We start from the raw sequence: 24,723 nt of genomic DNA, 5'->3' as shown, positions 1-24,723 counted from the left end.
AACCGCCTGCGGGCGGTTTTGTCGTTTATGGAGCATGACGAATGGGTAAAGGCAGCAGTAAGGGGCATACCCCGCGCGAAGCGAAAGATAACCTGAAATCCACGCAGCTGTTGAGTGCGATTGATGCCATCAGCGAAGGGCCGATTGAAGGTCCGGTGGATGGATTAAAAAGCGTGCTGCTGAACAGTACGCCGGTGCTGGACAGTGAGGGGAATACCAATATCTCCGGCGTCACGGTGGTGTTCCGGGCAGGTGAGCAGGAGCAGTCACCGCCGGAGGGATTTGAATCCTCCGGTTCCGAGACGGTGCTCGGTACGGAAGTGAAATATGAAACGCCGATCACCCGGACCATCACGTCGGCAAACATCGACCGTCTGCGCTTTACCTTCGGTGTACAGGCACTGGTGGAAACCACCTCAAAGGGAGACAGGAATCCGTCGGAAGTCCGCCTGCTGGTTCAGATACAGCGTAACGGTGGCTGGGTGACGGAAAAAGACATCACCATTAAGGGCAAAACCACCTCGCAGTATCTGGCCTCGGTGGTGGTGGATAACCTGCCGCCGCGCCCGTTCAATATCCGGATGCGCAGGATGACGCCGGACAGCACCACAGACCAGCTGCAGAACAAAACGCTCTGGTCGTCATACACCGAGATCATCGATGTGAAACAGTGCTACCCGAACACGGCACTGGTCGGCGTACAGGTGGACTCGGAGCAGTTCGGCAGCCAGCAGGTGAGCCGTAATTATCATCTTCGCGGGCGCATTCTGCAGGTGCCGTCGAACTATAACCCGCAGACGCGACAATACAGCGGTATCTGGGACGGAACGTTAAAACCAGCATACAGCAACAACATGGCCTGGTGTCTGTGGGATATGCTGACCCACCCGCGCTACGGCATGGGGAAACGTCTTGGTGCGGCGGATGTGGACAAATGGGCGCTGTATGTCATCGGCCAGTACTGCGACCAGTCAGTGCCGGACGGCTTTGGCGGCACGGAGCCGCGCATCACCTGTAATGCGTACCTGACCACACAGCGCAAGGCGTGGGATGTGCTCAGTGATTTCTGCTCGGCGATGCGCTGTATGCCGGTATGGAACGGGCAGACGCTGACGTTCGTGCAGGACCGACAGTCGGATAAGGTGTGGACCTATAACCGCAGTAATGTGGTGATGCCGGATGATGGCGCGCCGTTCCGCTACAGCTTCAGCGCCCTGAAGGACCGCCATAATGCCGTTGAGGTGAACTGGATTGACCCGGACAACGGCTGGGAGACGGCGACAGAGCTTGTTGAAGATACGCAGGCCATTGCCCGTTACGGTCGTAATGTCACGAAGATGGATGCCTTTGGCTGTACCAGCCGGGGGCAGGCACACCGCGCCGGGCTGTGGCTGATTAAAACGGAACTGCTGGAGACGAAGACCGTGGATTTCAGCGTGGGTGCTGAAGGGCTTCGCCATGTACCGGGCGATGTCATTGAAATCTGCGATGATGACTATGCCGGTATCAGCACCGGTGGTCGCGTGCTGGCGGTGAACAGCCAGACCCGGACGCTGACGCTCGACCGTGAAATCACGCTGCCATCCTCCGGTACCACGCTGATAAGCCTGGTTGACGGAAGTGGTAATCCGGTCAGCGTGGAGGTTCAGTCCGTCACCGACGGACTTAAGGTGAAAGTGAACCGGGTTCCTGACGGCGTTGCAGAATACAGTGTGTGGGGGCTGAAGCTGCCGACGCTGCGCCAGCGCCTGTTCCGCTGTGTGAGTATCCGTGAGAACGATGACGGCACGTATGCCATCACTGCCGTGCAGCATGTACCGGAAAAAGAAGCCATCGTGGATAACGGGGCGCACTTTGACGGCGACCAGAGCGGCACGGTGAATGGTGTCACGCCGCCAGCGGTGCAGCACCTGACCGCCGAAGTCACCGCAGACAGCGGGGAATATCAGGTGCTGGCGCGCTGGGACACGCCGAAGGTGGTGAAGGGCGTGAGCTTCCTGCTTCGCCTGACCGTGGCAGCGGATGACGGCAGTGAGCGGCTGGTCAGCACGGCCCGGACGACGGAAACCACATACCGCTTCACGCAACTGGCGCTGGGGCGGTACACGCTGACAGTCCGGGCGGTAAATGCGTGGGGACAGCAGGGCGATCCGGCGTCGGTATCGTTCCGGATTGCCGCACCGGTAGCACCGTCGCGGATTGAGCTGACGCCGGGGTATTTTCAGATAACCGCCACGCCGCATCTTGCCGTTTATGACCCGACGGTACAGTTTGAGTTCTGGTTCTCGGAAAAGCGGATTGCGGATATCAGGCAGGTTGAAACCACAGCCCGCTATCTTGGCACGGCGCTGTACTGGATAGCTGCCAGTATCAATATCAAACCGGGCCATGATTATTATTTTTACATCCGCAGTGTGAACACCGTTGGCAAATCGGCATTTGTGGAGGCTGTTGGCCAGCCGAGTGATGATGCATCCGGCTATCTGGATTTTTTCAAAGGCGAGATAGGGAAAAGCCATCTGGCTCAGGAGCTGTGGACGCAGATTGATAACGGTCAGCTTGCGCCTGACCTGGCTGAAATCAGGACGTCCATTACGGATGTCAGCAATGAAATCACGCAGACCGTCAATAAGAAACTGGAAGACCAGAGTGCGGCAATTCAGCAGATACAGAAGGTTCAGGTTGATACAAATAATAACCTGAACAGCATGTGGGCTGTGAAGCTGCAGCAGATGCAGGACGGACGCCTTTATATCGCGGGTATTGGTGCCGGTATTGAGAACACCCCTGACGGCATGCAGAGTCAGGTGCTGCTGGCGGCGGACAGGATTGCGATGGTTAATCCTGCGAATGGCAACACAAAGCCGATGTTTGTTGGTCAGGGCGATCAGATATTCATGAACGAAGTGTTCCTGAAATATCTGACGGCTCCCACCATTACCAGCGGCGGTAATCCTCCGGCATTTTCCCTGACACCGGACGGGCGGCTGACGGCGAAAAATGCCGATATCAGCGGTAACGTGAATGCGAACTCCGGGACGCTCAACAACGTCACGATTAACGAGAACTGCCGGGTTCTGGGAAAACTGTCCGCGAACCAGATTGAAGGCGATCTCGTTAAAACAGTGGGCAAAGCTTTCCCCCGTGACTCCCGAGCACCGGAGCGGTGGCCATCAGGGACCATTACCGTCAGGGTTTATGACGATCAGCCGTTTGACCGGCAAATTGTTATTCCGGCGGTGGCATTCAGTGGCGCTAAGCATGAGAGAGAGCATACTGATATTTACTCCTCATGCCGTCTGATAGTGCGGAAAAACGGTGCTGAAATTTATAACCGTACCGCGCTGGATAATACGCTGATTTACAGTGGCGTTATTGATATGCCTGCCGGTCACGGTCACATGACACTGGAGTTTTCGGTGTCAGCATGGCTGGTAAATGGCTGGTATCCCACAGCAAGTATCAGCGATTTGCTGGTTGTTGTGATGAAGAAAGCCACTGCAGGCATCACGATTAGCTGAATTTTATAACCCAGATACGGGCGCCAGAAATGGCGCCTTTTTTATTGCAGAAAAGCGAGAGGTAATTATGCGTAAATTATGTGCTGTTATTCTGTCCACAGTAGTCTGGCTGGTCGCCGCTGGTACGCCAGCGAGCGCAGCAGAGCATCAGTCCACACTAAGCGCCGGGTATCTTCAGACCCATACTGATATGCCAGGCAGTGATGACCTGAAGGGCATTAACGTGAAATACCGTTATGAATTTACGGACACGCTGGGGCTGGTGACGTCATTCAGTTATGCCAATGCCAAAGATGAGCAAAAAACGCATTACAGCGATACCCGCTGGCATGAAGATTCAGTGCGTAACCGCTGGTTCAGCATGATGGCGGGGCCGTCTGTACGCGTGAATGAATGGTTCAGTGCTTATGCGATGGCAGGTATGGCTTACAGCCGTGTTTCGACTTTTTCCGGGGATTATCTCCGCGTAACTGACAGCAAGGGGAAAACGCACGATGTGCTGACCGGAAGTGATGACGGTCGCCACAGCAACACGTCTCTGGCGTGGGGGGCTGGCGTGCAGTTTAACCCGACCGAATCCGTGGCCATTGATATTGCTTATGAAGGCTCCGGCAGTGGTGACTGGCGCACTGACGGTTTCATCGTGGGTGTCGGTTATAAATTCTGATTAGCCAGGTAACACAGTGTTATGACAGCCCGCCGGTTCAGGCGGGCTTTTTTGTGGAGTGGATATGGCAGCAGTAAAAATCTCAGGTGTGCTGAAAGATGGTGCGGGAAAACCAATACAGAACTGCACTATTCAACTGAAGGCAAAGCGTAACAGCACCACGGTACTGGTGAACACGGTGGCTTCTGAAAATCCGGATGAAGCCGGACGTTACAGCATGGATGTTGAGTATGGCCAGTACAGCGTCACCCTGCTGGTTGAAGGTTTTCCGCCTTCACATGCCGGGACCATTACCGTCTATGAAGGCTCCAGACCAGGTACGCTGAATGATTTTCTCGGTGCCATGACGGAAGATGATGTCATGCCGGAGGCATTGCGTCGTTTTGAGGCAATGGTGGAAGAAGTGGCACGCAACGCCGAAGCCGCCTCTCAGAGCGCAGCGGCGGCAAAGAAATCCGAAACTGCAGCGGCATCATCGAAGAACGCGGCGAAAACCTCAGAAACGAATGCAGCTAATAGTGCACAGGCGGCAGCGACCTCAAAGACTGCATCGGCAAACTCCGCGACAGCAGCCAAAAAATCAGAAACCAACGCGAAAAATAGCGAGACAGCCGCAAAGACGAGCGAAACCAACGCAAAGTCCAGCCAGACGGCAGCGAAAACCAGCGAAACGAATGCCAAAGCCAGTGAAACTGCGGCAAAAAACAGCCAGGTTGCAGCAGCCCAAAGCGAGAGCGCGGCAGCCGGTTCTGCGACTTCAGCAGCTGGATCAGCAACTGCTGCGGCTAACAGCCAGAAAGCTGCGAAGACGAGTGAAACTAACGCAAAGTCCAGCCAGACGGCAGCGAAGACCAGCGAAACGAATGCCAAAGCCAGCGAAACTGCGGCGAAAAACAGTCAGGATGCAGCAGCCCAAAGCGAGAGTGCTGCAGCTGGTTCTGCAAGCGCGGCGGCTGCTTCTGCCACTGCATCAGCCAACAGTCAAAAAGCAGCAAAAACCAGTGAAACCAATGCAAAGACAAGCGAGACTGCAGCGGCGAACTCGGCGAAAGCATCGGCAGCAAGCCAGACAGCAGCTAAAGCAAGTGAAGACGCAGCCAGAGAGTATGCAAGTCAGGCAGCAGAGCCGTATAAATATGTCTTACAGCCACTGCCTGATGTGTGGATACCGTTTAACGATTCACTGGATATGATTACGGGCTTTTCGCCGTCATATAAAAAAATTGTTATTGGTGATGATGAAATAACGATGCCTGGCGACAAGGTTGTTAAGTTTAAACGCGCATCAACTGCCACATATATCAATAAATCAGGCGTATTTAGTGTTGCTAAAATTGATGAGCCACGATTTGAAAAAGAAGGTTTATTGATTGAAGGACAGCGCACTAACTATTTTGTTAAATCCAATACTCCCGCTGAATGGACGAGTACCAGCAATATCGATAAAACTAATAATGGTGTTGATGAATTTGGTTTTTCATATACCAAAATGCGAACAAAAGATAATATGACAGGACAATCATCTGCACTTAGTCTGCATACATGCAGTGCATCCCGGGGGATTGATGTTAGTGGCGATAATAAGTATTGCACTGTTTCATGCAGGGTTAAAGCTCCTGATAGTCTTCGTTGTCGTTTGCGTTTTGAAAAATACGATGGGTCGGTTTATACATTTTTAGGAGATGCTTATTTAACTTTCGGAACTCTGATAATAGAAAAAACTGGCGGGGCAGCCAATAGAATAGCAGCTACTGCAACTAAAGATCCGGTTACAGGGTGGATTTTCTATGAGGCAACTATAGAAGCTGTTGAAGGTGAAACCTTAATTGGCGCAATGATTCAGTATGCGCCGAAAAAAGGTGGTATAACTGAAGCGGGAGATTATATTTACCTTGCAACACCACAATTTGAAAACGGCGGATGTGCTTCATCTTTTGTTATTACGACAACTGCACCCGCAACCCGCTCCAGTGATATGGTGACGATCCCAACTGAAAATAATATCTATAATAGACCGCTTACGTGTCTTGTCGAGGTTAATAGAAATTGGGGCGATATTCCTCCTAATGTAGCACCGCGTATTTTTGATTTTTCTGGTGTGCCACCTATTGAGTCAATTACATACGCTTTTAACACAACTGAGAAATATTACGGTCAGCTTTATATGCAAACTTATAAAGCGTCGACAAGTACTTACGTTTCTAGTGTGTTTGCTGGTCGAGCTGATGTTCGAAAATTCATTGGTGGTTTTAATATTTATTCTGATGGTACTAAACGAGTAGTTTCTAACGGTGAGGCTACTAAAACTATGAAAACGGAGTGGACGGGCGTAAAAACACGGACCTTTATTCGAATTGGAGGTCAAGCCACATCGGGAACTCGTCATCTATTCGGCCATTTGAGAAATCTTCGTCTCTGGCATAAAGAATTAACTGATGCGCAAATGGGGGAGAGTATTAAATGAAAGATTTAACACTCAAATTTGCAGACAGGGCCGACTTTTCGGCCTTTATGGAGAGCATTGGCTATTATGATGACGAGTCGATGCAGGATGATATTCTTATTGACGTGATAGGTAATGTGTACAAAGAAACCGGAGAACTTACTGAAGATGGCGAGCCGGTATGTGTTAAGGAGGACGGATATTTTGTAAATGTGCGCATCATTAATGATTCGCAAATATCGTCATTATTCGATGAACACGCGGTTGCTGTTGAGCATCAACTCCGTAGCTGGATGTGAGGAAGAAAAATGGCTACATCGACAGTAATTCCTGATGACATCAAAACGCTAAAGGGAGATGTCAGTAAGGCAAAGGAAGATATTTCCTCAATTAACGTAAAAGTATCAACGCTTCAGACTGATATGGACAGTGCAAAGCAGGATATCAGTACCAGATACACAAAAACAGAAGTGGATAATAAGCTGAAAAACAAAGTGGAAGTGAACGATCTGGAAAGTGGTCGTTATGGCGGAGATTTTTACCCGCTGACTGGCCGTGAAGCGTTTTATTTATGGGGATTGGGCACAACTACAGCGGCGGCAAATCTTTATCTTAATCCTGACCCTGCAATTTCGTCTGTGCTGCGGTCAACATCGTCTATCCGCTATAAACATTCAGTAGAGACGATAGATTCAGAGCACGCCGATCTCATTTTCAGGATGCGCCCTGTGTGGTACAGGTCGCAATGCGAAAATGACAGGCGTGACTGGGGATTCTATGGATTGATTGCCGAGGAAGTAGGAGAAATTGCCCCTCAGTTTGTTCACTGGCGACCAGCCAACGAAGATGATGCACCGGAAACCATTTCCAGCAATGGCCTTGTTGCCGAAGGTGTAATGTACGAACGTCTGGTTGTTCCACTGATTCACCATATCCAGAAGCTGACTGAAAGAGTTGATGAACTTGAGTCAGAATTAAAGTTGTTATCCGTTTCCCGAAGCGATATCGGATAAAGGAGGCGTAATGGATATAACACCTTTCCTTCATGCACTTTGTGCTGTGGCTGCGCAGGTACTGGTTGGTCTTTTTACCGGAAACTGGGCTTACGGGGCGATAGCTGGTTGTACGTTCTTCATTGCGCGTGAACATACCCAGGCAGAATATCGCTGGATTGAAATGTTCGGGCATGGCAAGCGAATGAATATGCCGTGGTGGGGCGGTTTTGATCCGCGTGCGTGGGATGTGGCAAGCCTGATGGATTTTGCTGTGCCGGTGGTGGCGTGTCTGCTGGTCTGGCTGTTGGTTAATCGTGGGTGAAAAAAGGTGAGCTGTATATGCAACGGAGGAAGAAACCTCGTTGCGGGAAGCCTGGAAGAAGTATCGGGTGTTGCTGAACCGTGTTGATACGTCAACTGCACAGGATATTGAATGGCCAGCACTGCCGTAGGGTAAAACATATAAATTCTATAATTAGATGTATCTTTCCATTTACGGCAAGGAAGGGGGCTTGGAAGACGTAAGGCATCTCACACCGAGATTATTTTTTATATGTCAGGTGTCTGAAGTTTTGCTTTGGCTCTTAAAATGGTTTGCCGCGAGGTTTTGAATTCCCGGGCAATGGCACTTATACTTACACCTGACTTAATCCGTTCGAATACCACCTGTTTCTGTTCTTCATTTAACACAGGTGGTCGACCAAAACGTTTCCCTGCGCCCCGGGCTCTTACTATCCCGGAATGAGTGCGTTCAAGTAAAAGGTCTCGTTCAAATTCAGCGACTGCTGAAATTACTTGCATCATCATTTTTCCTGTTGGACTGGTCAGGTCAATGCCCCCCAATGCTAAGCAATGCACTCTGATACCTGTTTCGGTCAGTTGTTCCACTGTTTTCCTGATATCCATTGCATTACAACCAAGGCGATCCAGTTTTGTCACAATCAATTGATCACCACATTTCAGGCGAGCAAGCAACCGGTTAAAACCAGGACGCTCACTGGTTGCTGCTGAGCCGCTAATGTGTTCTTCGATTATTTGCTGAGGTTTGATTTTAAAACCTGCACTTTCGATTTCCCGGCGTTGATTTTCGGTGGTCTGATCCAGCGTTGATATCCGACAGTAAGCAAAAATTCGAGACATAGTGAGACTCTATACGAAATTGGTGTTCATATCATAATGCATCTCAGAAAATAATTTTGATTATTTTTGTGCATGTTTGTATGTACACGTTCGAAAATAAACGAATGCGTATGCAACCCCGTAATTTTGGTGAGACCCAAAATCGATTTTGTGAAAAATGGCTTTAACTCGGTTTGTTTTTCGAGTTCCGGGCGGACTCAAGGAAGAAGAATAGTGTTGCGTGTTATTTTAACCAGATTTCAAGTTGTTTGGTCGTGGAAAAGTGGAGCAAAATGTTGTTAAAGTGGAAAAATGATAAAAAAGTAAGTTTATTATATTACATTTTACCATTTAAATTTTGGTTGTCTTTAAGAACTGATATCGCTGTTTGTAATAATTCTTTGTTATCCAGCCATGATTTTTTCTTTATGTTTCCTTCAATGTAATCAAGCAATGTTCTGGTATTGATAGGTCTTCCCTGTTTTGCTACTTCCACTACAGCATCCCCTAGGATAATTCTGACTTCAGGAAGCTGCGCAGGGAACCACTTTAGGGTGTCTTTTGATTTCATGAATATATTCCTTAAAATATTATTGATTTTCATTGCGATATTGTATGTCTGATTCAGGATATGTTGACTTATACATCGGTTTTGTCTGGGTTATTGGATATGCCAATCCCTAATTTTATTAGAGCATGACTAAAAATGCTGAATATGATAAGGAGCGAAGTGATTATCAGTATGCTGTTCATATAGCCTCGAATTAGTAATGTGTTATATATGATATAGTTGACAATTTTTATCCTGGGTGTTCTTAAAGTTCGTAGATAAACATTGTCGTTTCAGGTATACAGGAATGCTAACAGATGGCAGCAAAAATCAGGCGGTTTATGGCGCAAGCTGAAGTGGCAACTGCAAACTATCTTATGCAGAGACTCTACACGGATTGGGTTTAAAAGTATACATAGATAACAGTTTTTATCTGAAGAAGAAAAATATCAAGGTGATATAGCCTATATGCCTTTGATGCGGAGGAATGAATGTGATGGGAGTGATGTATCTGAATAGTTGAAAAACCGCAGACACGCCTTATGCAAGAACGTGCTGCGGTTGGCTGGTAAATTTTTCGATAGTGCGAGTATTGAATGATTTCCAGCCGTTATTGATTTTACGCGTAACTCCATGAAAAAACTACTTATCTGTTGAGGAGTTTTTTTGGGGCATATATGGGACAGAAATAGGCCCCAGATAGACACTGAGATCGAACTTAGGATGCTTTTTAAAAAATGCAACTATCTGAAAAAACCTAGAAAACGCCAAGGAAACCACAGGATGGGAAAAAACACCTGTGAATTATGGATTTCCAGTTATATTCGCTCGGCGCAGCGTTAGTGTTTCATGAAATATTTTTTCCTGAATCATCAACGGCAATGGCGTTAATTCTGGCAATGGGAACCTACGGTGCAGGTTATGTGGCGCGTATTGTCGGAGCATTTATTTTCGGCAAAATGGGCGACAGAATCGGGCGTAAAAAAGTGCTCTTTATTACCATCACCATGATGGGGATCTGTACCACCTTAATTGGTGTGCTGCCGACCTATGCACAAATTGGTGTGTTTGCGCCAATTTTGCTGGTGACGCTGCGTATTATTCAGGGGCTGGGGGCAGGCGCGGAAATTTCCGGTGCCGGCACGATGCTGGCGGAATATGCACCAAAAGGTAAGCGCGGAATTATCTCCTCATTTGTTGCTATGGGGACTAACTGCGGAACCTTGAGCGCAACGGCAATCTGGGCCTTTATGTTCTTCATTCTCAGTAAAGAGGAACTGCTGGCGTGGGGATGGCGTATACCGTTCCTGGCGAGCGTTGTCGTGATGGTCTTTGCTATCTGGTTGCGTATGAATCTGAAAGAAAGCCCGGTCTTTGAGAAGGTTAACGACAGCAACCAACCGACAGCAAAACCTGCACCTGCTGGTAGCATGTTCCAGAGCAAATCCTTCTGGCTGGCAACAGGGCTGCGTTTTGGTCAGGCTGGTAACTCCGGTTTAATTCAGACTTTCCTTGCAGGCTATTTAGTGCAGACGTTATTGTTTAACAAAGCAATTCCAACAGGTGCATTGATGATCAGTTCGATTCTCGGCTTTATGACCATTCCGTTCCTTGGTTGGTTATCCGATAAAATTGGTCGCCGGATCCCGTATATTATTATGAATACCTCTGCGATTGTGCTGGCGTGGCCAATGCTTTCTATCATCGTAGATAAAAGCTATGCCCCGAGCACCATTATGGTTGCACTGATTGTGATTCATAACTGTGCGGTGCTGGGATTATTTGCTCTGGAAAACATTACCATGGCAGAAATGTTCGGCTGTAAAAACCGCTTTACCCGGATGGCTATTTCTAAAGAAATTGGTGGTCTTATCGCTTCCGGTTTTGGTCCTATCCTGGCGGGTATTTTCTGCACCATGACGGAATCCTGGTATCCGATCGCCATTATGATCATGGCATATTCAGTGATTGGTTTAATCTCTGCGCTGAAAATGCCAGAAGTGAAAGACCGTGATTTAAGTGCGCTGGAAGACGCTGCGGAAGATCAACCGCGTGTTGTCAGAGCTGCGCAACCTTCCATAAGTCTTTAAATCCTCAATCCCTTCTCTTACCGGAGAGGGGATTTTTATTCATATAACAAAACATGTAGCTTGCCATATTTATATTTAAGGAATTGTTATGGGAAATAATTTGTTATCAGCAAAAGCGACACTCCCTGTTTATGATCGTAATAACCTGGCCCCAAGAATTGTTCATTTAGGCTTTGGTGCATTTCACCGTGCGCATCAGGGCGTGTATGCCGATATTCTTGCTACGGAACATTTCAGTGACTGGGGATATTATGAGGTCAACTTAATCGGCGGCGAACAGCAAATTGCCGATTTACAACAGCAAGATAATCTTTATACCGTTGCGGAAATGTCGGCCGATGCGTGGACGGCTCGCGTCGTTGGCGTCGTTAAAAAAGCCTTGCACGTACAGATTGATGGCTTAGAAACCGTGTTGGCTGCGATGTGTGAACCGCAAATCGCGATTGTCTCTCTGACAATCACCGAAAAAGGGTATTTCCACTCTCCGGCGACCGGACAGTTAATGCTCGATCACCCGATGGTCGTTGCCGACGTACAAAATCCCCACCAGCCGAAAACTGCAACAGGGGTGATTGTCGAGGCGCTGGCTCGCCGTAAAGCGGCAGGACTTCCCGCATTTACCGTCATGTCATGTGACAACATGCCAGAAAACGGTCATGTTATGCGTGACGTTGTCACTTCCTACGCGCAAGCTGTTGATGTAAAACTGGCACAATGGATCGAAGAAAACGTGACTTTCCCATCAACAATGGTGGACCGTATTGTGCCCGCAGTGACAGAGGATACGCTGGCGAAAATCGAACAACTTACCGGTGTGCGCGATCCTGCTGGCGTTGCCTGTGAACCTTTCCGCCAGTGGGTAATAGAAGATAACTTTGTTGCCGGACGTCCGGAATGGGAAAAAGCGGGAGCCGAACTGGTTAGTGATGTGCTGCCTTATGAAGAGATGAAGTTGCGCATGCTCAACGGCAGTCATTCATTCCTGGCGTATCTGGGGTATCTTGCCGGATATCAGCACATTAATGACTGCATGGAAGATGAACATTATCGTCATGCAGCGTATGCCTTGATGTTGCAGGAACAAGCGCCGACGTTGAAAGTGCAGGGCGTTGATTTGCAAGATTACGCTAACCGATTAATTGAACGCTATAGCAACCCGGCGCTACGTCATCGAACCTGGCAGATTGCGATGGATGGCAGCCAGAAATTGCCACAGCGGATGTTGGATTCTGTTCGCTGGCATCTGGCGCATGACAGCAAGTTCGATCTGCTGGCGCTGGGCGTCGCAGGTTGGATGCGTTATGTCGGTGGTGTTGATGAACAGGGAAATCCGATAGAAATCAGTGACCCACTGTTACCTGTTATTCAGAAGGCTGTACAAAGTAGTGCCGAAGGGAAAGCGCGCGTCCAGTCATTGCTGGCGATTAAGGCGATCTTTGGTGATGATTTGCCAGACAATAGCTTGTTTACTGCAAAAGTGACGGAAGCGTACTTGTCTTTATTAGCGCATGGTGCGAAAGCGACCGTGGCGAAATATTCCGTGAAGTAAAAAAAGCAATGCCGCCATCGGCGGCATTCACACGCTTAGTTCATGCCGAGACGAATCAGGTCCAGAGGTGCCAGTTTCTCTTCACAACCTTCAACAACTACGGTTTTTCCGCGGCGGATTTGCTCAGCGGTCAGACCTTCAGTATCAATCGACAGGATCTTGCCAGTGTGACCGGTGCCGCTAACCATAACACGGCTGCCAGTGGTGATTGCGTTACGGTTACGATCGTAGGTCGTCATAGGTGTTTTCTCCTTTCTGATTTACAGTCGAAGCCCACGTAACGGGCGCAATATAAATACTCCTGTCGAGTGAAATATTTTTTGTTTTTGATCAAGCTCACATCTTTTTTGATGCATGCATGAGCCATAAGGCGGGGCGAATAGACTCTCACCCCGGATGGGATGAGAGGAAATGAATTACTCTTCGCTAAACCAGTCGCTGTTTTCCTGACGGATCTGGCGCACGGATTCGCTGATTTCCTGCAAATGTTGCGTCATTGCACGTTCTACCGCATCGCCATCACGTTTTTGCAGGGCAGAGAAAATCTCAAGATGCTGGCGTAACAGCATTTCTGGTGGAGAAACGTGGTCGAAACTCATATAGCGCACGCGATCAACGGTCGCTTTCAGGTTCTCAATGGTATCCCACGCCAGTTGACAGTCGGCAATCTGGGTCAGGAGTTGATGGAAGTTGTCATCAAGTTCAAAAAAATCATCCAGTTGCTTGCGCTCTATGGCAATGCGTTGCTGGTGAAGATTTTGTTCCAGTTGGTAGCACTGGCTTTCGGTAATCATGCTCGCCGCCCGACGCGCCACCGCGCACTCAATGGCCTGACGGATAAAACTGCCGTTGCGCACCTGGGCCATGGAAATTTTGTTGACGTAGCTGCCACGCTGCGGACGAATTTGAATCAGGCCGTTTTCCGCCAGTTTAATAAAGGCTTCACGAACCGGCTGGCGTGACACATTGAAACGAACAGAAACTTCTTTTTCCGACAACGGTGTGCCTGGTGCAATCAGGCAATGGACAATGTCGCGACGAAGAATACGATAAATCTGCTGATTGACAGGCTGTGTGGGATTAAGTTGCGTTTCGACGGTCATTCGTTCTTGCTTGTGAGTGAGTTAACTGCATGAGTCTACCACTTTTTTGTGACAAGCAATAACCCGGCAGTTACGCCGGGTATAAAAATTACTGACGGTGGACATTCAGTCCGGCATAGCTTTGGGTAACCGGCATCATTTCCAGGGTATTGATATTGACGTGAGCAGGCAGCGTTGACACCCACCAGACGGCTTCGCTGACATCTTCTGGCGTCAATGCAACGGTATTTTGATAGGTTTTTTCCGCTTTACCGTCATCGCCTTTAAAGCGGACATTGGAAAACTCGGTGCCACCCACCAGACCCGGCTCGATGTCGGTGACGCGCACCGCCGTACCATGCAGGTCCGTACGCAGATTCAGGCTAAACTGACGAACAAACGCTTTCGTCGCACCGTAAACGTTACCACCGGCATACGGCCAGCTGCCTGCCGTTGAGCCAATGTTAATAATATGACCATGATTACGTTCAACCATACCCGGTAAGACGGCGCGCGTCATATATACTAGGCCTTTGTTGTTGGTATCAATCATCGTTTCCCAGTCTTCAACGCTGGCTTTATGCGCAGGCTCCATGCCCAACGCCAGACCGGCATTATTTACCAGGATATCAATATTGCACCACTCGGCAGGAAGCGATGCCAGCATCTCTTCAATAGCGGCGCGGTTGCGAACGTCCAGTTGGGCGATATACAGATTATCTCCCAGTTCGTCTTTTAACTCCTGCAACCGCTCCTGGCGACGGCCAGTGGCGATAACTTTATGCCCTTGTTGAATAAAACGACGAGTAATGCATTCACCAAAACCTGCCGTTGCTCCAGTTACTAAAACGATCATCTCACTGTTCCTCAACGCTTTTGTGTGTCAATAACATAGCACGTGATGCTTAAGAGCGGGTAATACTGGTTTGCAAGATTGCACTCCGTTATCAGTAAGCCTACGCTATGGAACACCTCGCGTTCAGGAGAAGAAAATGACAACAATGAATCCTTTCCTTGTGCAAAGCACACTGCCGTATCTGGCTCCCCATTTTGATCAAATTTCCAATCATCACTATCGCCCGGCATTCGATGAGGGAATGCTGCAAAAGCGGGCAGAAATTACTGCCATCGCGCTTAACCCGCAAACGCCTGATTTCAACAATACTATTCTGGCACTGGAACAAAGCGGAGAATTACTTACCCGCGTTACCAGCGTCTTTTTTGCGATGACTGCGGCGCATACCAATGATGAATTACAGCGTCTTGATGAACAGTTTTCCGCTGAACTGGCGGAACTGGCTAATGATATCTATCTGAACGGTGAATTATTCGCGCGGGTAGATGCTGTCTGGCAACGCCGTGAATCCCTGGGGCTTGATAGTGAATCCATCCGCCTGGTGGAGGTGATTCATCAACGTTTTGTCCTTGCCGGAGCCAAACTTGCGCAAGCTGATAAAGCAAAATTAAAAGTACTGAATACAGAAGCTGCGACCCTGACCAGCCAGTTTAACCAGCGGTTACTGGCAGCAAATAAATCCGGCGGTCTGGTTGTGAACGATATCGCGCAGCTGGCAGGAATGAGTGAACAAGAGATAGCGCTGGCGGCAGAGGCGGCTCGCGAGAAAGGTCTGGATAACAAATGGCTGATTCCGCTGCTGAATACCACCCAGCAACCAGCGCTTGCTGAACTGCGCGATCGCGCGACGCGTGAAAAACTGTTCACTGCGGGCTGGACGCGAGCGGAAAAAAATGATGCCAATGATACCCGCGCTATCATTCAACGTCTGGTGGAGATCCGTGCGCAGCAGGCGAAACTGCTTGGTTTTCCTCATTATGCCGCATGGAAAATCGCCGATCAGATGGCAAAAACACCTGAAGCAGCACTCAACTTTATGCGGGAAATTGTTCCAGCGGCGCGTCAACGTGCGAGCGATGAATTAGCCTCCATACAGGCGGTTATCGATAAGCAGCAAGGCGGGTTTAGCGCGCAGCCGTGGGACTGGGCATTTTATGCCGAACAGGTACGGCGGGAAAAATTTGATCTTGATGAGGTGCAGCTCAAGCCATATTTTGAATTAAACACGGTGTTGAATGAAGGTGTATTCTGGACCGCGAATCAGCTCTTCGGTATTAAGTTTGTCGAACGTTTTGATATTCCTGTCTACCATCCTGACGTTCGTGTGTGGGAAATTTTTGATCATAATGGCGTGGGGCTGGCGTTATTTTACGGTGATTTCTTCGCCCGTGATTCAAAAAGCGGCGGTGCATGGATGGGCAATTTTGTTGAGCAATCAACGCTTAATGAAACGCACCCGGTAATTTATAACGTTTGCAATTATCAGAAACCCGCTGCCGGTGAGCCTGCGTTGTTACTCTGGGATGATGTAATAACCTTATTCCATGAATTTGGTCATACGCTGCACGGCCTCTTTGCCCGCCAGCGTTATGCCACGCTTTCCGGCACCAACACGCCGCGTGATTTTGTCGAATTTCCGTCGCAAATCAACGAACACTGGGCAACGCATCCGCAGGTATTCGCTCGCTACGCCCGGCATTATCAGAGCGGGGCAGCAATGCCTGACGAACTGCAACAGAAAATGCGTAATGCCAGCCTGTTCAATAAAGGGTATGAGATGAGCGAACTGCTTAGCGCCGCACTTCTCGATATGCGCTGGCATTGCCTGGAAGAAAACGAAGCAATGCAGGATGTCGATGATTTCGAATTGCGGGCGCTGGTGGCAGAAAATATGGATCTTCCCGCTATACCGCCACGCTATCGCAGCAGTTATTTCGCCCATATTTTTGGTGGCGGATATGCCGCAGGTTATTACGCTTATCTGTGGACGCAAATGTTGGCCGATGATGGTTACCAGTGGTTTGTTGAGCAGGGCGGATTAAAGCGTGAAAATGGGCTGCGTTTTCGCGAGGCGATCCTTTCCAGAGGTAACAGCGAAGATCTGGAACGCCTGTATCGACAATGGCGCGGTAAGGCACCTCAGATTATGCCGATGCTGCAACATCGTGGCTTGAACGTATAAACACCACCAATGGCTGGCCTGGAGAAATCGCCAGGCCAGCCTGGTTAGAGTAGTAATTGCAGCAGCTGGGCGAGGGCAAACCTCACCGCTAATGCGAATGCCGTTTCGCAGTCGCCAGCAAAATTACTTTTTTTGTATACCCTTCCGTTATAATAATTTTCAAATTTATAAATCTGATTGTTCTGAAATATGTTTAAGACTCTTTAATCTTCTTCTTACTTTAGTGAGTAAAATTCTCTGAATATTTGACAGCTAGTTGCCTGATTTTAAATGCCTTATAACAATTGGCAGTATTCTTATTTGGCAATTATAAAAATAGCAACCAGACTTAATAAGTCAAACCAAACGCAATTAAGGAGTTAGTATGAAATTTCAGGCCATTGTATTAGCAAGTTTTCTTGTCATGCCTTATGCGTTGGCAGATGACCAGGGCGGTTTAAAACAGGATGCAGCGCCACCGCCGCCTCATGCAATAGAAGATGGCTATCGCGGAACCGATGATGCAAAAAAAATGACCGTTGATTTCGCAAAAACCATGCACGATGGTGCTTCGGTTTCACTACGCGGTAATTTGATTTCTCACAAAGGAGAGGACCGTTACGTTTTTCGCGATAAGAGCGGTGAAATTAATGTTGTTATTCCTGCGGCCGTTTTTGATGGACGAGAAGTTCAGCCGGACCAGATGATCAACATTAGCGGCAGTCTGGATAAGAAAAGCGCGCCGGCCGTCGTTCGGGTCACTCATTTGCAGAAATAAAAATAAATTAGCCTGATGGCCTGAACTACTGGGCCATTAGGGTATTGGGTTATGCTATTTGTCATTCTTTTAATTGCGATAATGCAGGCTTAATTTACAGAATTAAACACTTTTTTATCTGCTGATTTTGTTTCAAATCACAATGTTATCTCAGAGATGACTCATAACTTAGGATTTCTATGAAAATATTGACGTAATTTTGCTTTTCTCTCGTTAGAATAGCGCGCACAAGGAACTGTGAAAAAGGAGTGGCAATGATCAAGAAGACAACGGAAATTGATGCCATCTTGTTAAATCTCAATAAGGCTATCGATGCCCACTACCAGTGGCTGGTGAGTATGTTTCACAGCGTGGTCGCGAGAGATGCCAGTAAGCCAGAAATAACGGATAACCATTCTTATGGACTGTGCCAGTTTGGTCGGTGGATTGATCATCTGAGGCCACTCGATAACGATGAATTACCTTACGTTCGGCTAATGGATTCTGCCCATCAACATATGCATAACTGTGGTCGAGAATTAATGTTGGCTATTGTTGAAAATCACTGGCAGGACGCGCATTTCGACGCCTTTCAGGAAGGGTTGCTTTCTTTTACTGCGGCATTAACCGATTACAAAATTTATTTGCTGACGATCCGTAGCAATATGGATGTTTTGACGGGATTGCCGGGTCGTCGGGTTCTTGATGAATCCTTTGATCATCAGTTACGCAACGCTGAGCCTCTGAATCTTTATTTAATGTTGTTGGATATTGACCGATTTAAATTGGTTAATGATACCTACGGGCATTTAATCGGCGATGTAGTATTACGCACCCTGGCAACTTACTTAGCCAGTTGGACGCGCGATTACGAAACGGTTTATCGCTACGGTGGCGAAGAATTTATCATTATTGTCAAAGCGGCTAATGATGAAGAAGCATGTCGTGCAGGTATCAGAATTTGCCAGTTAGTCGATAACCATGCCATCACACATTCTGAAGGGCATATCAACATTACCGTGACAGCAGGTGTGAGTCGCGCATTTCCTGAAGAGCCTCTGGATGTGGTCATTGGAAGAGCGGACCGGGCAATGTATGAGGGTAAGCAAACCGGAAGAAATCGCTGTATGTTTATTGACGAACAAAACGTGATTAACCGAGTTTAAGCTCCGTTTAACATTCATTGAGAAAACTGATGCTACTGTGTCAACGATCCGTTATCAGTGCAGGAAAATGCCTGTTAGCGTAAAAGCAAAACACAAATCTATCCATGCAAGCATTCACCGCCGGTTTACTGGCGGTTTTTTTTCGCCGTCATAAAAATCAGGCCCCTTGTACACAACTGTAACAAGGGGCCGGTTAGGTGAGGGATTATCTCCGTTCATTAGTCATCCCATTTGTGGCTGAAATACGCGGCCAGAAAACCAGAAAATAAAATTATTCCCAGTACGGCCATAAAAACATTCATATTACCCAGCATTATTTGCCTCCGTTTATGGTGTGGTGTGTTTCCTCGCTTACCTTAATTTTCATCTCAATGAGAAAGATATTAGCAGAGATAACCTAAACGAAGGCTGAATTAAATTTTTATTGTGTTCGACTTAAATCAACAAAGCGCGGGCTGCCCCCACGGTCTTGCACGAATTCCTTTTAACATCAGCACCCACGCAGCAATAATCACCAACGTTAAGATGATAAACAGCGAGGAAGGCGGCAGGTTGGTTAGCACTACGCCACTCACTAATGGGTTAATCGCGGCACCAAGCCAGCCTAAAGACTGAGCGGAAAAATAGCTGGCTTTCATTCCTGGCGGCGCAATATGGTCAATCAACATATACTCGCCCGGCGCATAAATGATTTCACCGACAGTAAATACCGCAGCTGACATACCCCACAATAGCAGGCTGTTGCCGGAAAAAATAAAACCAACCAGACCGATGACGAAACAGAGGGTGCCTGCTGTCATCAGCGCGCGGATGTTAGCCGGGTTAAGGCGGCGGCCCACGGAATATTGCAACGTAACTACCATGGCAGCATTAACCGGAAGAACAACCGCAACCACCTTTTCGGCAAAATCCCCATCAGCAATCACCATCACATATTGTGAAATGCACGAGGCAAATGCGCCGCTAACAAAGGAAGCCAGAAAACCAGAGCAGGTAAACCACAACAGTGCTTTATCTTGTAATAAAACTTTCGGCGACCAGGCACTGCCTGTTTCCGTGGCGATGATTTTCTCGCTGCGCTTTACCCAAATTTGAATGAAAAGCATGGGAAACGCGGAACAGATAGCTGCCAGCCAAAAGGGCAGATTGATGCTCTGCATCACCAACAGCGTGCCGAGCGGCGGACCGATGGTCCAGCCAATGTTGAGCATGGTGTAGTTGATTGAGAAGATTTTCGTTTTGCTGGTGGACGAAAGATTGTCGGCAAACCAGGCTTTCAACACGGTAGCAAAAACGGAATAGGCGCAGTTAATGAGGGCAAAAAAGAGCACCACCAGCGTCACGTTATTCACTAAAGGAATGGCAATAAAACCGCTGGCGAAGGCGGTAATTGCCAGTAACATATAGCGTTTCTTGTCGAACTTATCCGCCAGGATACCAAAACCGAGGCTAAAAACGACGCCAATAGTGAGCGCAATTGTCATCGCATAACCGATTAGATCGACACTCAGGTTGTACTGGCGACTCAAGTAAATGGTCATAAACGGCAGCGTAGCGCCGCGTCCGATGGTTAATAACAACGACGAGGCAAGAAGGGCGCTGGTAGAGCGTCGGAGGGATAAGTTCATTTGTCTGTCCGGCAGTGCGTTTCGTTATGTTTTGTTTTAGAGATGTAAAGAAATAGCATGGCAAAAATCCGAAGTATAGCGACTTATTTGCGCATTAATGCCGTCGTAATCGGCGACTAACGAATCAACTGTTAAAGAAAAGTAAATTCAGCTAAGTTGATTGCTTACAAAAGATGAAATTCAGAGGCGGTAGAATGTCGCGAAAAGATGGGGTGTTGGCGCTACTGGTAGTGGTCGTATGGGGGCTGAATTTTGTGGTCATCAAAGTGGGGCTTCATAACATGCCACCGCTGATGCTGGCCGGTTTGCGCTTTATGCTGGTCGCTTTTCCGGCCATCTTTTTTGTCGCACGACCGAAAGTACCGCTGAATTTGTTGCTGGGGTATGGATTAACCATCAGTTTTGCGCAGTTTGCTTTTCTTTTTTGTGCCATTAACTTCGGTATGCCTGCTGGACTGGCTTCGCTGGTGTTACAGGCACAGGCGTTTTTTACTATCGTACTTGGCGCATTTACTTTCGGTGAGCGGCTGCATGGCAAACAATTGGCGGGGATTGCCTTAGCGATTTTTGGCGTACTGGTGTTAATCGAAGATAGTCTGAACGGTCAGCATGTGGCGATGCTCGGCTTTATGTTGACCCTGGCGGCAGCATTTAGTTGGGCGTGTGGCAACATCTTCAATAAAAAGATCATGTCGCACTCAACGCGCCCGGCGGTGATGTCGCTGGTAATCTGGAGCGCATTAATCCCAATCATTCCCTTCTTTGTTGCCTCGCTGATTCTCGATGGTTCCGCAACCATGATTCACAGTCTGGTCACTATCGATATGACCACCATCTTGTCTCTGATGTATCTGGCGTTTGTGGCGACAATTGTTGGTTATGGGATCTGGGGGACGTTACTGGGACGCTATGAAACCTGGCGGGTTGCACCGTTATCGTTACTGGTGCCCGTAGTAGGACTGGCAAGTGCGGCACTATTGTTGGATGAACGCTTAACGGGTCTACAATTTTTCGGTGCGGTGCTCATTATGACCGGGCTGTATATCAATGTATTTGGCTTGCGGTGGCGTAAAGCGGTAAAGGTTAGAGGCTAAACCATACGCACAGAATGTGATGCCAGCACTCTGTGCGTATGCTTTTATCGCGGGAAAAAGTACTTTACCTGGAACTCGAAAATATTGCTGTAAAGTAACGAATAATCCAGCGGAATAGAGTTACTGTCCACAGCCTGGGTCTGAATTTTAAGTATGGGATCCCGTGGGCTGATCCGTAAAATACTGGCGATTTCTGGGGTAGGAAAAGTAGGGGAGAAAGTTTCAAAGGTGCCAATGATTTTGATCCCGCATTCGTTCTCAATATACGAAAATTTGGATTTTTGCATATGTGCTACGGTTAAATCAGGAAAACGTGCCACTGACATCCACGTTTCTTCTAATTGTGCTGCATTATCCTCAATGAATCGCAGTCTCTTTATGTAATAAACCTGCTCACCAGTCACTAAATTCAGCTCAGTCGCAATAGGGGGAGAAGCATCCTGCACTTCAAATTTCATAATCTGACTTCCTGCCTCCTTGCCGCTTTTATGCGCAATTTCACTGAAGCTGTTCATGTGATCAATGTGTGCAACAAAATTCTTTTTTTGAATATATGTTCCTGAACCATGCTTTCTATGAATAATTCCTTCGCCTTCCAGCAAGGATAATGCCTTACGCAGGGTATTACGCGAAACATTATAACGAACAGCGAGTTCAGCTTCTGACGGCAACAAATCACCAACATGCCATGAATAGCCATTGATCTCGGATTTAAGTAAGCGGGCAATCTTTTGAAAAATCACTTTTGCACCTTTTAAGAGCCATTGAAAACAAGGAGTTGAGTCCTGATTGGTTTATCGTATGGCCGAGTCGTTTAATTATCACCCTGATGTTGAACAACTTTATCACTGTATTACTGTGATCAGTGTACCAGGATGTATAGCTACTGCGGGATATGATATTTACACAATGTAATCTGTTATATACCAGTAAGGGAAAATATGAAAAAAATATTGTTAGTTTGCGCTGCGGGCATGTCAACCAGTATGCTGGTTAAACGTATGATTGATCATGCTAACGCTATTTCACTTGAAGTTAATATTTCCGCATTGGCGATTGCAGAGGCTAAAGGGAAAATTAAAAATAACGAAGTTGACGTTGTTTTACTTGGCCCGCAAGTTCGCTTTCAGAAACCAGAGATTGAAGCTGTTGCACAGGGGAAAATGCCTGTAGCTGTTATCGAGATGAAAGACTATGGCACCATGAACGGACAGGCAGTTCTTGAATTTGCGATGAAACTACTGCAAGAGTAAGAATCTAATATTATTAAACTATTACCTGAACTAACTTTTCACACATCATAAAATGGATATGGCATACATGCTTTATTGGGATGTATAAATATCCAGAACAACAGGTATAAAAAAATGGGATTAATGACCTCATTCGAACGTGGAATGGAACGTTTTCTTGTTCCAGTTGCTATAAAGTTAAACTCACAAAAACATGTTGCAGCGGTGAGAGATGGATTCGTTTTTACGTTTCCAATTATCATGGCAAGTTCATTAATTATATTAATTAACTTTGCCATATTATCGCCAGACGGTTTTATTGCCGGATTACTGCATCTGAATAGCATTTTCCCCAACCTTGAAAAAGCACAAGCTATTTTTACTCCGGTAATGAATGGTTCTGTAAATATCATGTCAATTATGATTGCTTTCCTGGTCGCCAGAAATATGGCGATTAGCTATGAGCAAGATGATCTTTTATGCGGATTAACGGCAATAGGAGCATTTTTTATTGTTTATACGCCATATCAGATGATAGATGGGCAAGCATTCCTGACGACCAAATATCTCGGCGCACAGGGGTTGTTTGTTGCTGTTATCGTTGCATTAATCACCAGTGAAATATTTTGTCGCTTAGCTCGAAACCCAAAAATCACCATAACGATGCCGGCAGCTGTACCTCCTGCGGTATCGCGTTCATTTAAAGTTTTATTGCCAATATTTTTTGTCATGGTGTTCTTTTCCGCACTTAATTATTGCCTGACACTGATATCCCCGGCAGGATTAAACGATCTCATTTACAAATTAATCCAGACGCCGCTCAAACATATGGGAACGAATATCTTTGCGGTAATTATCCTGGGGGCTGTGGGTAATTTCCTGTGGGTGCTGGGGATCCACGGACCTAATGCCACCTCGGCAATTCGAGAAACTGTTTTTTCTGAGGCTAATCTGGAGAATCTCTCCTGGGCCGCTCAACACGGCACTACCTGGGGCGCGCCATATCCGATTACCTGGACTTCTATTAATGATGCATTCGCCAACTGCGGCGGTTCAGGTATGACGTTGGGGTTATTGTTGGCTATTTTTATCGCGTCTAAGCGTGCGGAATACCGTGATCTGGCAAAAATGTCGTTTATCCCCGGTATTTTCAATATCAATGAACCGATAATGTTCGGCCTTCCTATTGTACTTAACCCCATCATGATGGTGCCGTTTATTCTGGTTCCCATTGTTAACTGTGCCATTGGTTACTTCTTTGTTTCGATGGAAATTATTCCACCGGTTGCTTATGCCGTGCCCTGGACTACGCCCGGACCTTTAATTGCTTTCCTCGGAACCGGGGGAAACTGGCTGGCGTTACTGGTGGGTTTTTTATGTTTAGGTGTGGCGACAATGATCTATTTACCTTTTGTTATTGCCGCCAACAAGGTCAATAACATGACAACTAACGGATAATCCCATTTACACAGGAAGGAGATGTTGATGTTTGCAGATGAAGAACTTGTTATGGAGTTACTGATCAACGCGGGACAGGCACGTTCTGATGCGATGGAAGCCATACGTTGTGCCGGGCAAAAAGACTGGCAGGGCGCAACTCAGCTAATGGCCAGTTCGGAATTAGCCTGTCTTCAGGCACATAAAATTCAGACCGCGTTAATTAGTCAGGATGAAGGTTGTGGCAAAATAGTAGTTAATTTAATTCTGGTTCATGCACAGGATCATTTGATGAATGCAATATTATGCCAGGATTTAGCCAGGGAAATTATTTCATTAAGAAAAGAGCTCCATGCCTGATTTTTTCCTCCAGTGC

24 protein-coding genes and 3 pseudogenes are annotated in these 24,723 nt (G+C 47.4%); 16 read left to right on the top strand and 11 right to left on the bottom strand.

Annotation, left to right across the window (positions count from 1 at the left end; all coding sequences use genetic code 11):
* Positions 1-41: 41 nt before the first annotated feature.
* The 7 genes and pseudogenes from ACJHWK_RS15240 to ACJHWK_RS15210 form a co-directional block, all read left to right on the top strand.
* Positions 42-3,521, top strand: a complete 3,480-nt coding sequence (locus ACJHWK_RS15240; protein ID WP_275801831.1) for a host specificity protein J — start codon at positions 42-44, stop codon at positions 3,519-3,521.
* A 67-nt stretch (positions 3,522-3,588) separates the two neighbouring features.
* Positions 3,589-4,188, top strand: coding sequence for an Ail/Lom family outer membrane beta-barrel protein (locus tag ACJHWK_RS15235; protein WP_175096856.1), 600 nt, complete (start codon positions 3,589-3,591; stop codon positions 4,186-4,188).
* Positions 4,189-4,252: 64 nt separating this feature from the next.
* A complete protein-coding gene (locus ACJHWK_RS15230) occupies positions 4,253-6,652 on the top strand; it encodes a prophage tail fiber N-terminal domain-containing protein (protein WP_410234866.1) in 2,400 nt (799 codons plus the stop codon).
* Positions 6,649-6,930, top strand: coding sequence for a hypothetical protein (locus ACJHWK_RS15225; protein ID WP_000654154.1), 282 nt, complete (start codon positions 6,649-6,651; stop codon positions 6,928-6,930). Before ACJHWK_RS15230 ends, ACJHWK_RS15225 begins: the two co-directional genes overlap by 4 nt.
* Before the next feature lie 9 nt (positions 6,931-6,939).
* On the top strand, positions 6,940-7,644 hold the full coding sequence (locus ACJHWK_RS15220) for a tail fiber domain-containing protein (protein ID WP_000235967.1): 705 nt from the start codon (positions 6,940-6,942) through the stop codon (positions 7,642-7,644).
* A gap of 10 nt (positions 7,645-7,654) precedes the next feature.
* Positions 7,655-7,948 (top strand): hypothetical protein, encoded by a 294-nt coding sequence (locus ACJHWK_RS15215; protein ID WP_000355609.1) that lies wholly within the window; start codon positions 7,655-7,657, stop codon positions 7,946-7,948.
* A gap of 19 nt (positions 7,949-7,967) precedes the next feature.
* A pseudogene (locus tag ACJHWK_RS15210) lies at positions 7,968-8,078 on the top strand (tail fiber assembly protein); the annotation flags it as partial.
* A gap of 97 nt (positions 8,079-8,175) precedes the next feature.
* On the opposite strand, the gene ACJHWK_RS15205 reads toward ACJHWK_RS15210, so the two are convergent.
* The 3 genes from ACJHWK_RS15205 to ACJHWK_RS15195 all read right to left on the bottom strand — a co-directional run bounded on the left by ACJHWK_RS15205 (position 8,176) and on the right by ACJHWK_RS15195 (position 9,498).
* The gene (locus tag ACJHWK_RS15205; RefSeq protein WP_000086527.1) at positions 8,176-8,766 is read right to left on the bottom strand and encodes a recombinase family protein; all 591 of its coding nucleotides are present in this window, start codon (positions 8,764-8,766) and stop codon (positions 8,176-8,178) included.
* Between the two features lie 316 nt (positions 8,767-9,082).
* Positions 9,083-9,316 carry a cold shock protein YdfK gene (ydfK, locus tag ACJHWK_RS15200; protein ID WP_000836768.1) on the bottom strand — a complete coding sequence of 78 codons (234 nt, stop codon included), beginning with the start codon at positions 9,314-9,316 and terminating at the stop codon, positions 9,083-9,085.
* A 68-nt stretch (positions 9,317-9,384) separates the two neighbouring features.
* Positions 9,385-9,498 (bottom strand): YnaM/YnfT family protein, encoded by a 114-nt coding sequence (locus tag ACJHWK_RS15195; protein ID WP_120795384.1) that lies wholly within the window; start codon positions 9,496-9,498, stop codon positions 9,385-9,387.
* Between the two features lie 603 nt (positions 9,499-10,101).
* On the opposite strand from ACJHWK_RS15195, the pseudogene ydfJ reads away from it, so the two are divergent.
* Positions 10,102-11,385 (top strand): annotated as a pseudogene (gene ydfJ / locus ACJHWK_RS15190) (MHS family MFS transporter YdfJ); the annotation flags it as partial.
* A gap of 88 nt (positions 11,386-11,473) precedes the next feature.
* On the top strand, positions 11,474-12,934 hold the full coding sequence (locus ACJHWK_RS15185) for a mannitol dehydrogenase family protein (RefSeq protein ID WP_000527786.1): 1,461 nt from the start codon (positions 11,474-11,476) through the stop codon (positions 12,932-12,934).
* Between the two features lie 35 nt (positions 12,935-12,969).
* Here the strand turns inward: ACJHWK_RS15185 and ydfZ are convergent, their stop codons facing one another.
* The 3 genes from ydfZ to ydfG all read right to left on the bottom strand — a co-directional run bounded on the left by ydfZ (position 12,970) and on the right by ydfG (position 14,872).
* The gene (gene ydfZ / locus ACJHWK_RS15180) at positions 12,970-13,173 is read right to left on the bottom strand and encodes a putative selenium delivery protein YdfZ (protein WP_000214712.1); all 204 of its coding nucleotides are present in this window, start codon (positions 13,171-13,173) and stop codon (positions 12,970-12,972) included.
* Between the two features lie 177 nt (positions 13,174-13,350).
* On the bottom strand, positions 13,351-14,037 hold the full coding sequence (gene rspR, locus ACJHWK_RS15175) for a DNA-binding transcriptional regulator rspR (RefSeq protein WP_000215553.1): 687 nt from the start codon (positions 14,035-14,037) through the stop codon (positions 13,351-13,353).
* 88 nt (positions 14,038-14,125) lie between these two features.
* The gene (gene ydfG / locus ACJHWK_RS15170; protein ID WP_000636571.1) at positions 14,126-14,872 is read right to left on the bottom strand and encodes a bifunctional NADP-dependent 3-hydroxy acid dehydrogenase/3-hydroxypropionate dehydrogenase YdfG; all 747 of its coding nucleotides are present in this window, start codon (positions 14,870-14,872) and stop codon (positions 14,126-14,128) included.
* Between the two features lie 136 nt (positions 14,873-15,008).
* Between ydfG and dcp the strand changes: the two genes are divergently transcribed.
* Positions 15,009-17,054, top strand: coding sequence for a peptidyl-dipeptidase Dcp (gene dcp / locus ACJHWK_RS15165; protein ID WP_001523328.1), 2,046 nt, complete (start codon positions 15,009-15,011; stop codon positions 17,052-17,054).
* Positions 17,055-17,098: 44 nt separating this feature from the next.
* Here the strand turns inward: dcp and ACJHWK_RS15160 are convergent.
* A pseudogene (locus tag ACJHWK_RS15160) lies at positions 17,099-17,179 on the bottom strand (hypothetical protein); the annotation flags it as partial.
* 239 nt (positions 17,180-17,418) lie between these two features.
* On the opposite strand from ACJHWK_RS15160, the gene ydeI reads away from it, so the two are divergent.
* Together ydeI and dgcZ are read left to right on the top strand one after the other, a co-directional pair.
* Positions 17,419-17,811, top strand: a complete 393-nt coding sequence (gene ydeI / locus ACJHWK_RS15155; RefSeq protein ID WP_000671737.1) for a YdeI family stress tolerance OB fold protein — start codon at positions 17,419-17,421, stop codon at positions 17,809-17,811.
* A gap of 254 nt (positions 17,812-18,065) precedes the next feature.
* Positions 18,066-18,956, top strand: a complete 891-nt coding sequence (dgcZ, locus tag ACJHWK_RS15150) for a diguanylate cyclase DgcZ (RefSeq protein ID WP_001523326.1) — start codon at positions 18,066-18,068, stop codon at positions 18,954-18,956.
* Positions 18,957-19,070: 114 nt separating this feature from the next.
* Here the strand turns inward: dgcZ and mgtT are convergent, their stop codons facing one another.
* From mgtT to ydeE, 3 genes are all read right to left on the bottom strand, one after another.
* Positions 19,071-19,175 carry a protein MgtT gene (mgtT, locus tag ACJHWK_RS15145; RefSeq protein ID WP_211180496.1) on the bottom strand — a complete coding sequence of 35 codons (105 nt, stop codon included), beginning with the start codon at positions 19,173-19,175 and terminating at the stop codon, positions 19,071-19,073.
* Positions 19,175-19,270: a protein MgtS gene (gene mgtS, locus ACJHWK_RS15140; protein ID WP_000901367.1), complete on the bottom strand. Its 96-nt coding sequence runs from the start codon at positions 19,268-19,270 to the stop codon at positions 19,175-19,177. The genes mgtT and mgtS overlap by 1 nt, the downstream gene beginning before the upstream one ends.
* A gap of 126 nt (positions 19,271-19,396) precedes the next feature.
* Positions 19,397-20,584 carry an efflux MFS transporter YdeE gene (ydeE, locus tag ACJHWK_RS15135; RefSeq protein WP_001523325.1) on the bottom strand — a complete coding sequence of 396 codons (1,188 nt, stop codon included), beginning with the start codon at positions 20,582-20,584 and terminating at the stop codon, positions 19,397-19,399.
* Positions 20,585-20,778: 194 nt separating this feature from the next.
* Here ydeE and eamA point away from each other — a divergent pair, with 194 nt between their 5' ends.
* Positions 20,779-21,678, top strand: a complete 900-nt coding sequence (gene eamA, locus ACJHWK_RS15130; protein WP_000087220.1) for an O-acetylserine/cysteine exporter — start codon at positions 20,779-20,781, stop codon at positions 21,676-21,678.
* Between the two features lie 44 nt (positions 21,679-21,722).
* Here the strand turns inward: eamA and ACJHWK_RS15125 are convergent, their stop codons facing one another.
* Complete coding sequence (locus ACJHWK_RS15125) at positions 21,723-22,421, bottom strand: GntR family transcriptional regulator (protein ID WP_000577190.1); 699 nt, start codon at positions 22,419-22,421, stop codon at positions 21,723-21,725.
* A 198-nt stretch (positions 22,422-22,619) separates the two neighbouring features.
* Between ACJHWK_RS15125 and ACJHWK_RS15120 the strand changes: the two genes are divergently transcribed.
* The 3 genes from ACJHWK_RS15120 (at position 22,620) to ACJHWK_RS15110 (ending at position 24,707) form a co-directional block, all read left to right on the top strand.
* A complete protein-coding gene (locus ACJHWK_RS15120) occupies positions 22,620-22,931 on the top strand; it encodes a PTS sugar transporter subunit IIB (RefSeq protein WP_000722571.1) in 312 nt (103 codons plus the stop codon).
* 114 nt (positions 22,932-23,045) lie between these two features.
* The gene (locus tag ACJHWK_RS15115; protein WP_410234865.1) at positions 23,046-24,368 is read left to right on the top strand and encodes a PTS sugar transporter subunit IIC; all 1,323 of its coding nucleotides are present in this window, start codon (positions 23,046-23,048) and stop codon (positions 24,366-24,368) included.
* A gap of 27 nt (positions 24,369-24,395) precedes the next feature.
* Complete coding sequence (locus ACJHWK_RS15110) at positions 24,396-24,707, top strand: PTS lactose/cellobiose transporter subunit IIA (protein WP_020233614.1); 312 nt, start codon at positions 24,396-24,398, stop codon at positions 24,705-24,707.
* Positions 24,708-24,723: the final 16 nt, after the last annotated feature.

The organism is Escherichia sp. WS547 (genome assembly GCF_046486065.1).
GTDB classification, from domain to species: Bacteria; Pseudomonadota; Gammaproteobacteria; order Enterobacterales; family Enterobacteriaceae; genus Escherichia; species Escherichia coli.
This window is presented reverse-complemented; position numbering and strand designations above follow the sequence as displayed.

What these genes read in the sequence shown, in the direction of transcription:
- ACJHWK_RS15240 (WP_275801831.1), top strand. Translation starts at nt 42, where the DNA reads ATGGGTAAAGGCAGCAGTAAGGGGCATACCCCGCGCGAAGCGAAAGAT.
- ACJHWK_RS15235 (WP_175096856.1), top strand. Translation starts at nt 3,589, where the DNA reads ATGCGTAAATTATGTGCTGTTATTCTGTCCACAGTAGTCTGGCTGGTC.
- ACJHWK_RS15230 (WP_410234866.1), top strand. Translation starts at nt 4,253, where the DNA reads ATGGCAGCAGTAAAAATCTCAGGTGTGCTGAAAGATGGTGCGGGAAAA.
- ACJHWK_RS15225 (WP_000654154.1), top strand. Translation starts at nt 6,649, where the DNA reads ATGAAAGATTTAACACTCAAATTTGCAGACAGGGCCGACTTTTCGGCC.
- ACJHWK_RS15220 (WP_000235967.1), top strand. Translation starts at nt 6,940, where the DNA reads ATGGCTACATCGACAGTAATTCCTGATGACATCAAAACGCTAAAGGGA.
- ACJHWK_RS15215 (WP_000355609.1), top strand. Translation starts at nt 7,655, where the DNA reads ATGGATATAACACCTTTCCTTCATGCACTTTGTGCTGTGGCTGCGCAG.
- ACJHWK_RS15205 (WP_000086527.1), bottom strand. Translation starts at nt 8,766, where the DNA reads ATGTCTCGAATTTTTGCTTACTGTCGGATATCAACGCTGGATCAGACC.
- ydfK (WP_000836768.1), bottom strand. Translation starts at nt 9,316, where the DNA reads ATGAAATCAAAAGACACCCTAAAGTGGTTCCCTGCGCAGCTTCCTGAA.
- ACJHWK_RS15195 (WP_120795384.1), bottom strand. Translation starts at nt 9,498, where the DNA reads ATGAACAGCATACTGATAATCACTTCGCTCCTTATCATATTCAGCATT.
- ACJHWK_RS15185 (WP_000527786.1), top strand. Translation starts at nt 11,474, where the DNA reads ATGGGAAATAATTTGTTATCAGCAAAAGCGACACTCCCTGTTTATGAT.
- ydfZ (WP_000214712.1), bottom strand. Translation starts at nt 13,173, where the DNA reads ATGACGACCTACGATCGTAACCGTAACGCAATCACCACTGGCAGCCGT.
- rspR (WP_000215553.1), bottom strand. Translation starts at nt 14,037, where the DNA reads ATGACCGTCGAAACGCAACTTAATCCCACACAGCCTGTCAATCAGCAG.
- ydfG (WP_000636571.1), bottom strand. Translation starts at nt 14,872, where the DNA reads ATGATCGTTTTAGTAACTGGAGCAACGGCAGGTTTTGGTGAATGCATT.
- dcp (WP_001523328.1), top strand. Translation starts at nt 15,009, where the DNA reads ATGACAACAATGAATCCTTTCCTTGTGCAAAGCACACTGCCGTATCTG.
- ydeI (WP_000671737.1), top strand. Translation starts at nt 17,419, where the DNA reads ATGAAATTTCAGGCCATTGTATTAGCAAGTTTTCTTGTCATGCCTTAT.
- dgcZ (WP_001523326.1), top strand. Translation starts at nt 18,066, where the DNA reads ATGATCAAGAAGACAACGGAAATTGATGCCATCTTGTTAAATCTCAAT.
- mgtT (WP_211180496.1), bottom strand. Translation starts at nt 19,175, where the DNA reads ATGAACGGAGATAATCCCTCACCTAACCGGCCCCTTGTTACAGTTGTG.
- mgtS (WP_000901367.1), bottom strand. Translation starts at nt 19,270, where the DNA reads ATGCTGGGTAATATGAATGTTTTTATGGCCGTACTGGGAATAATTTTA.
- ydeE (WP_001523325.1), bottom strand. Translation starts at nt 20,584, where the DNA reads ATGAACTTATCCCTCCGACGCTCTACCAGCGCCCTTCTTGCCTCGTCG.
- eamA (WP_000087220.1), top strand. Translation starts at nt 20,779, where the DNA reads ATGTCGCGAAAAGATGGGGTGTTGGCGCTACTGGTAGTGGTCGTATGG.
- ACJHWK_RS15120 (WP_000722571.1), top strand. Translation starts at nt 22,620, where the DNA reads ATGAAAAAAATATTGTTAGTTTGCGCTGCGGGCATGTCAACCAGTATG.
- ACJHWK_RS15115 (WP_410234865.1), top strand. Translation starts at nt 23,046, where the DNA reads ATGGGATTAATGACCTCATTCGAACGTGGAATGGAACGTTTTCTTGTT.
- ACJHWK_RS15110 (WP_020233614.1), top strand. Translation starts at nt 24,396, where the DNA reads ATGTTTGCAGATGAAGAACTTGTTATGGAGTTACTGATCAACGCGGGA.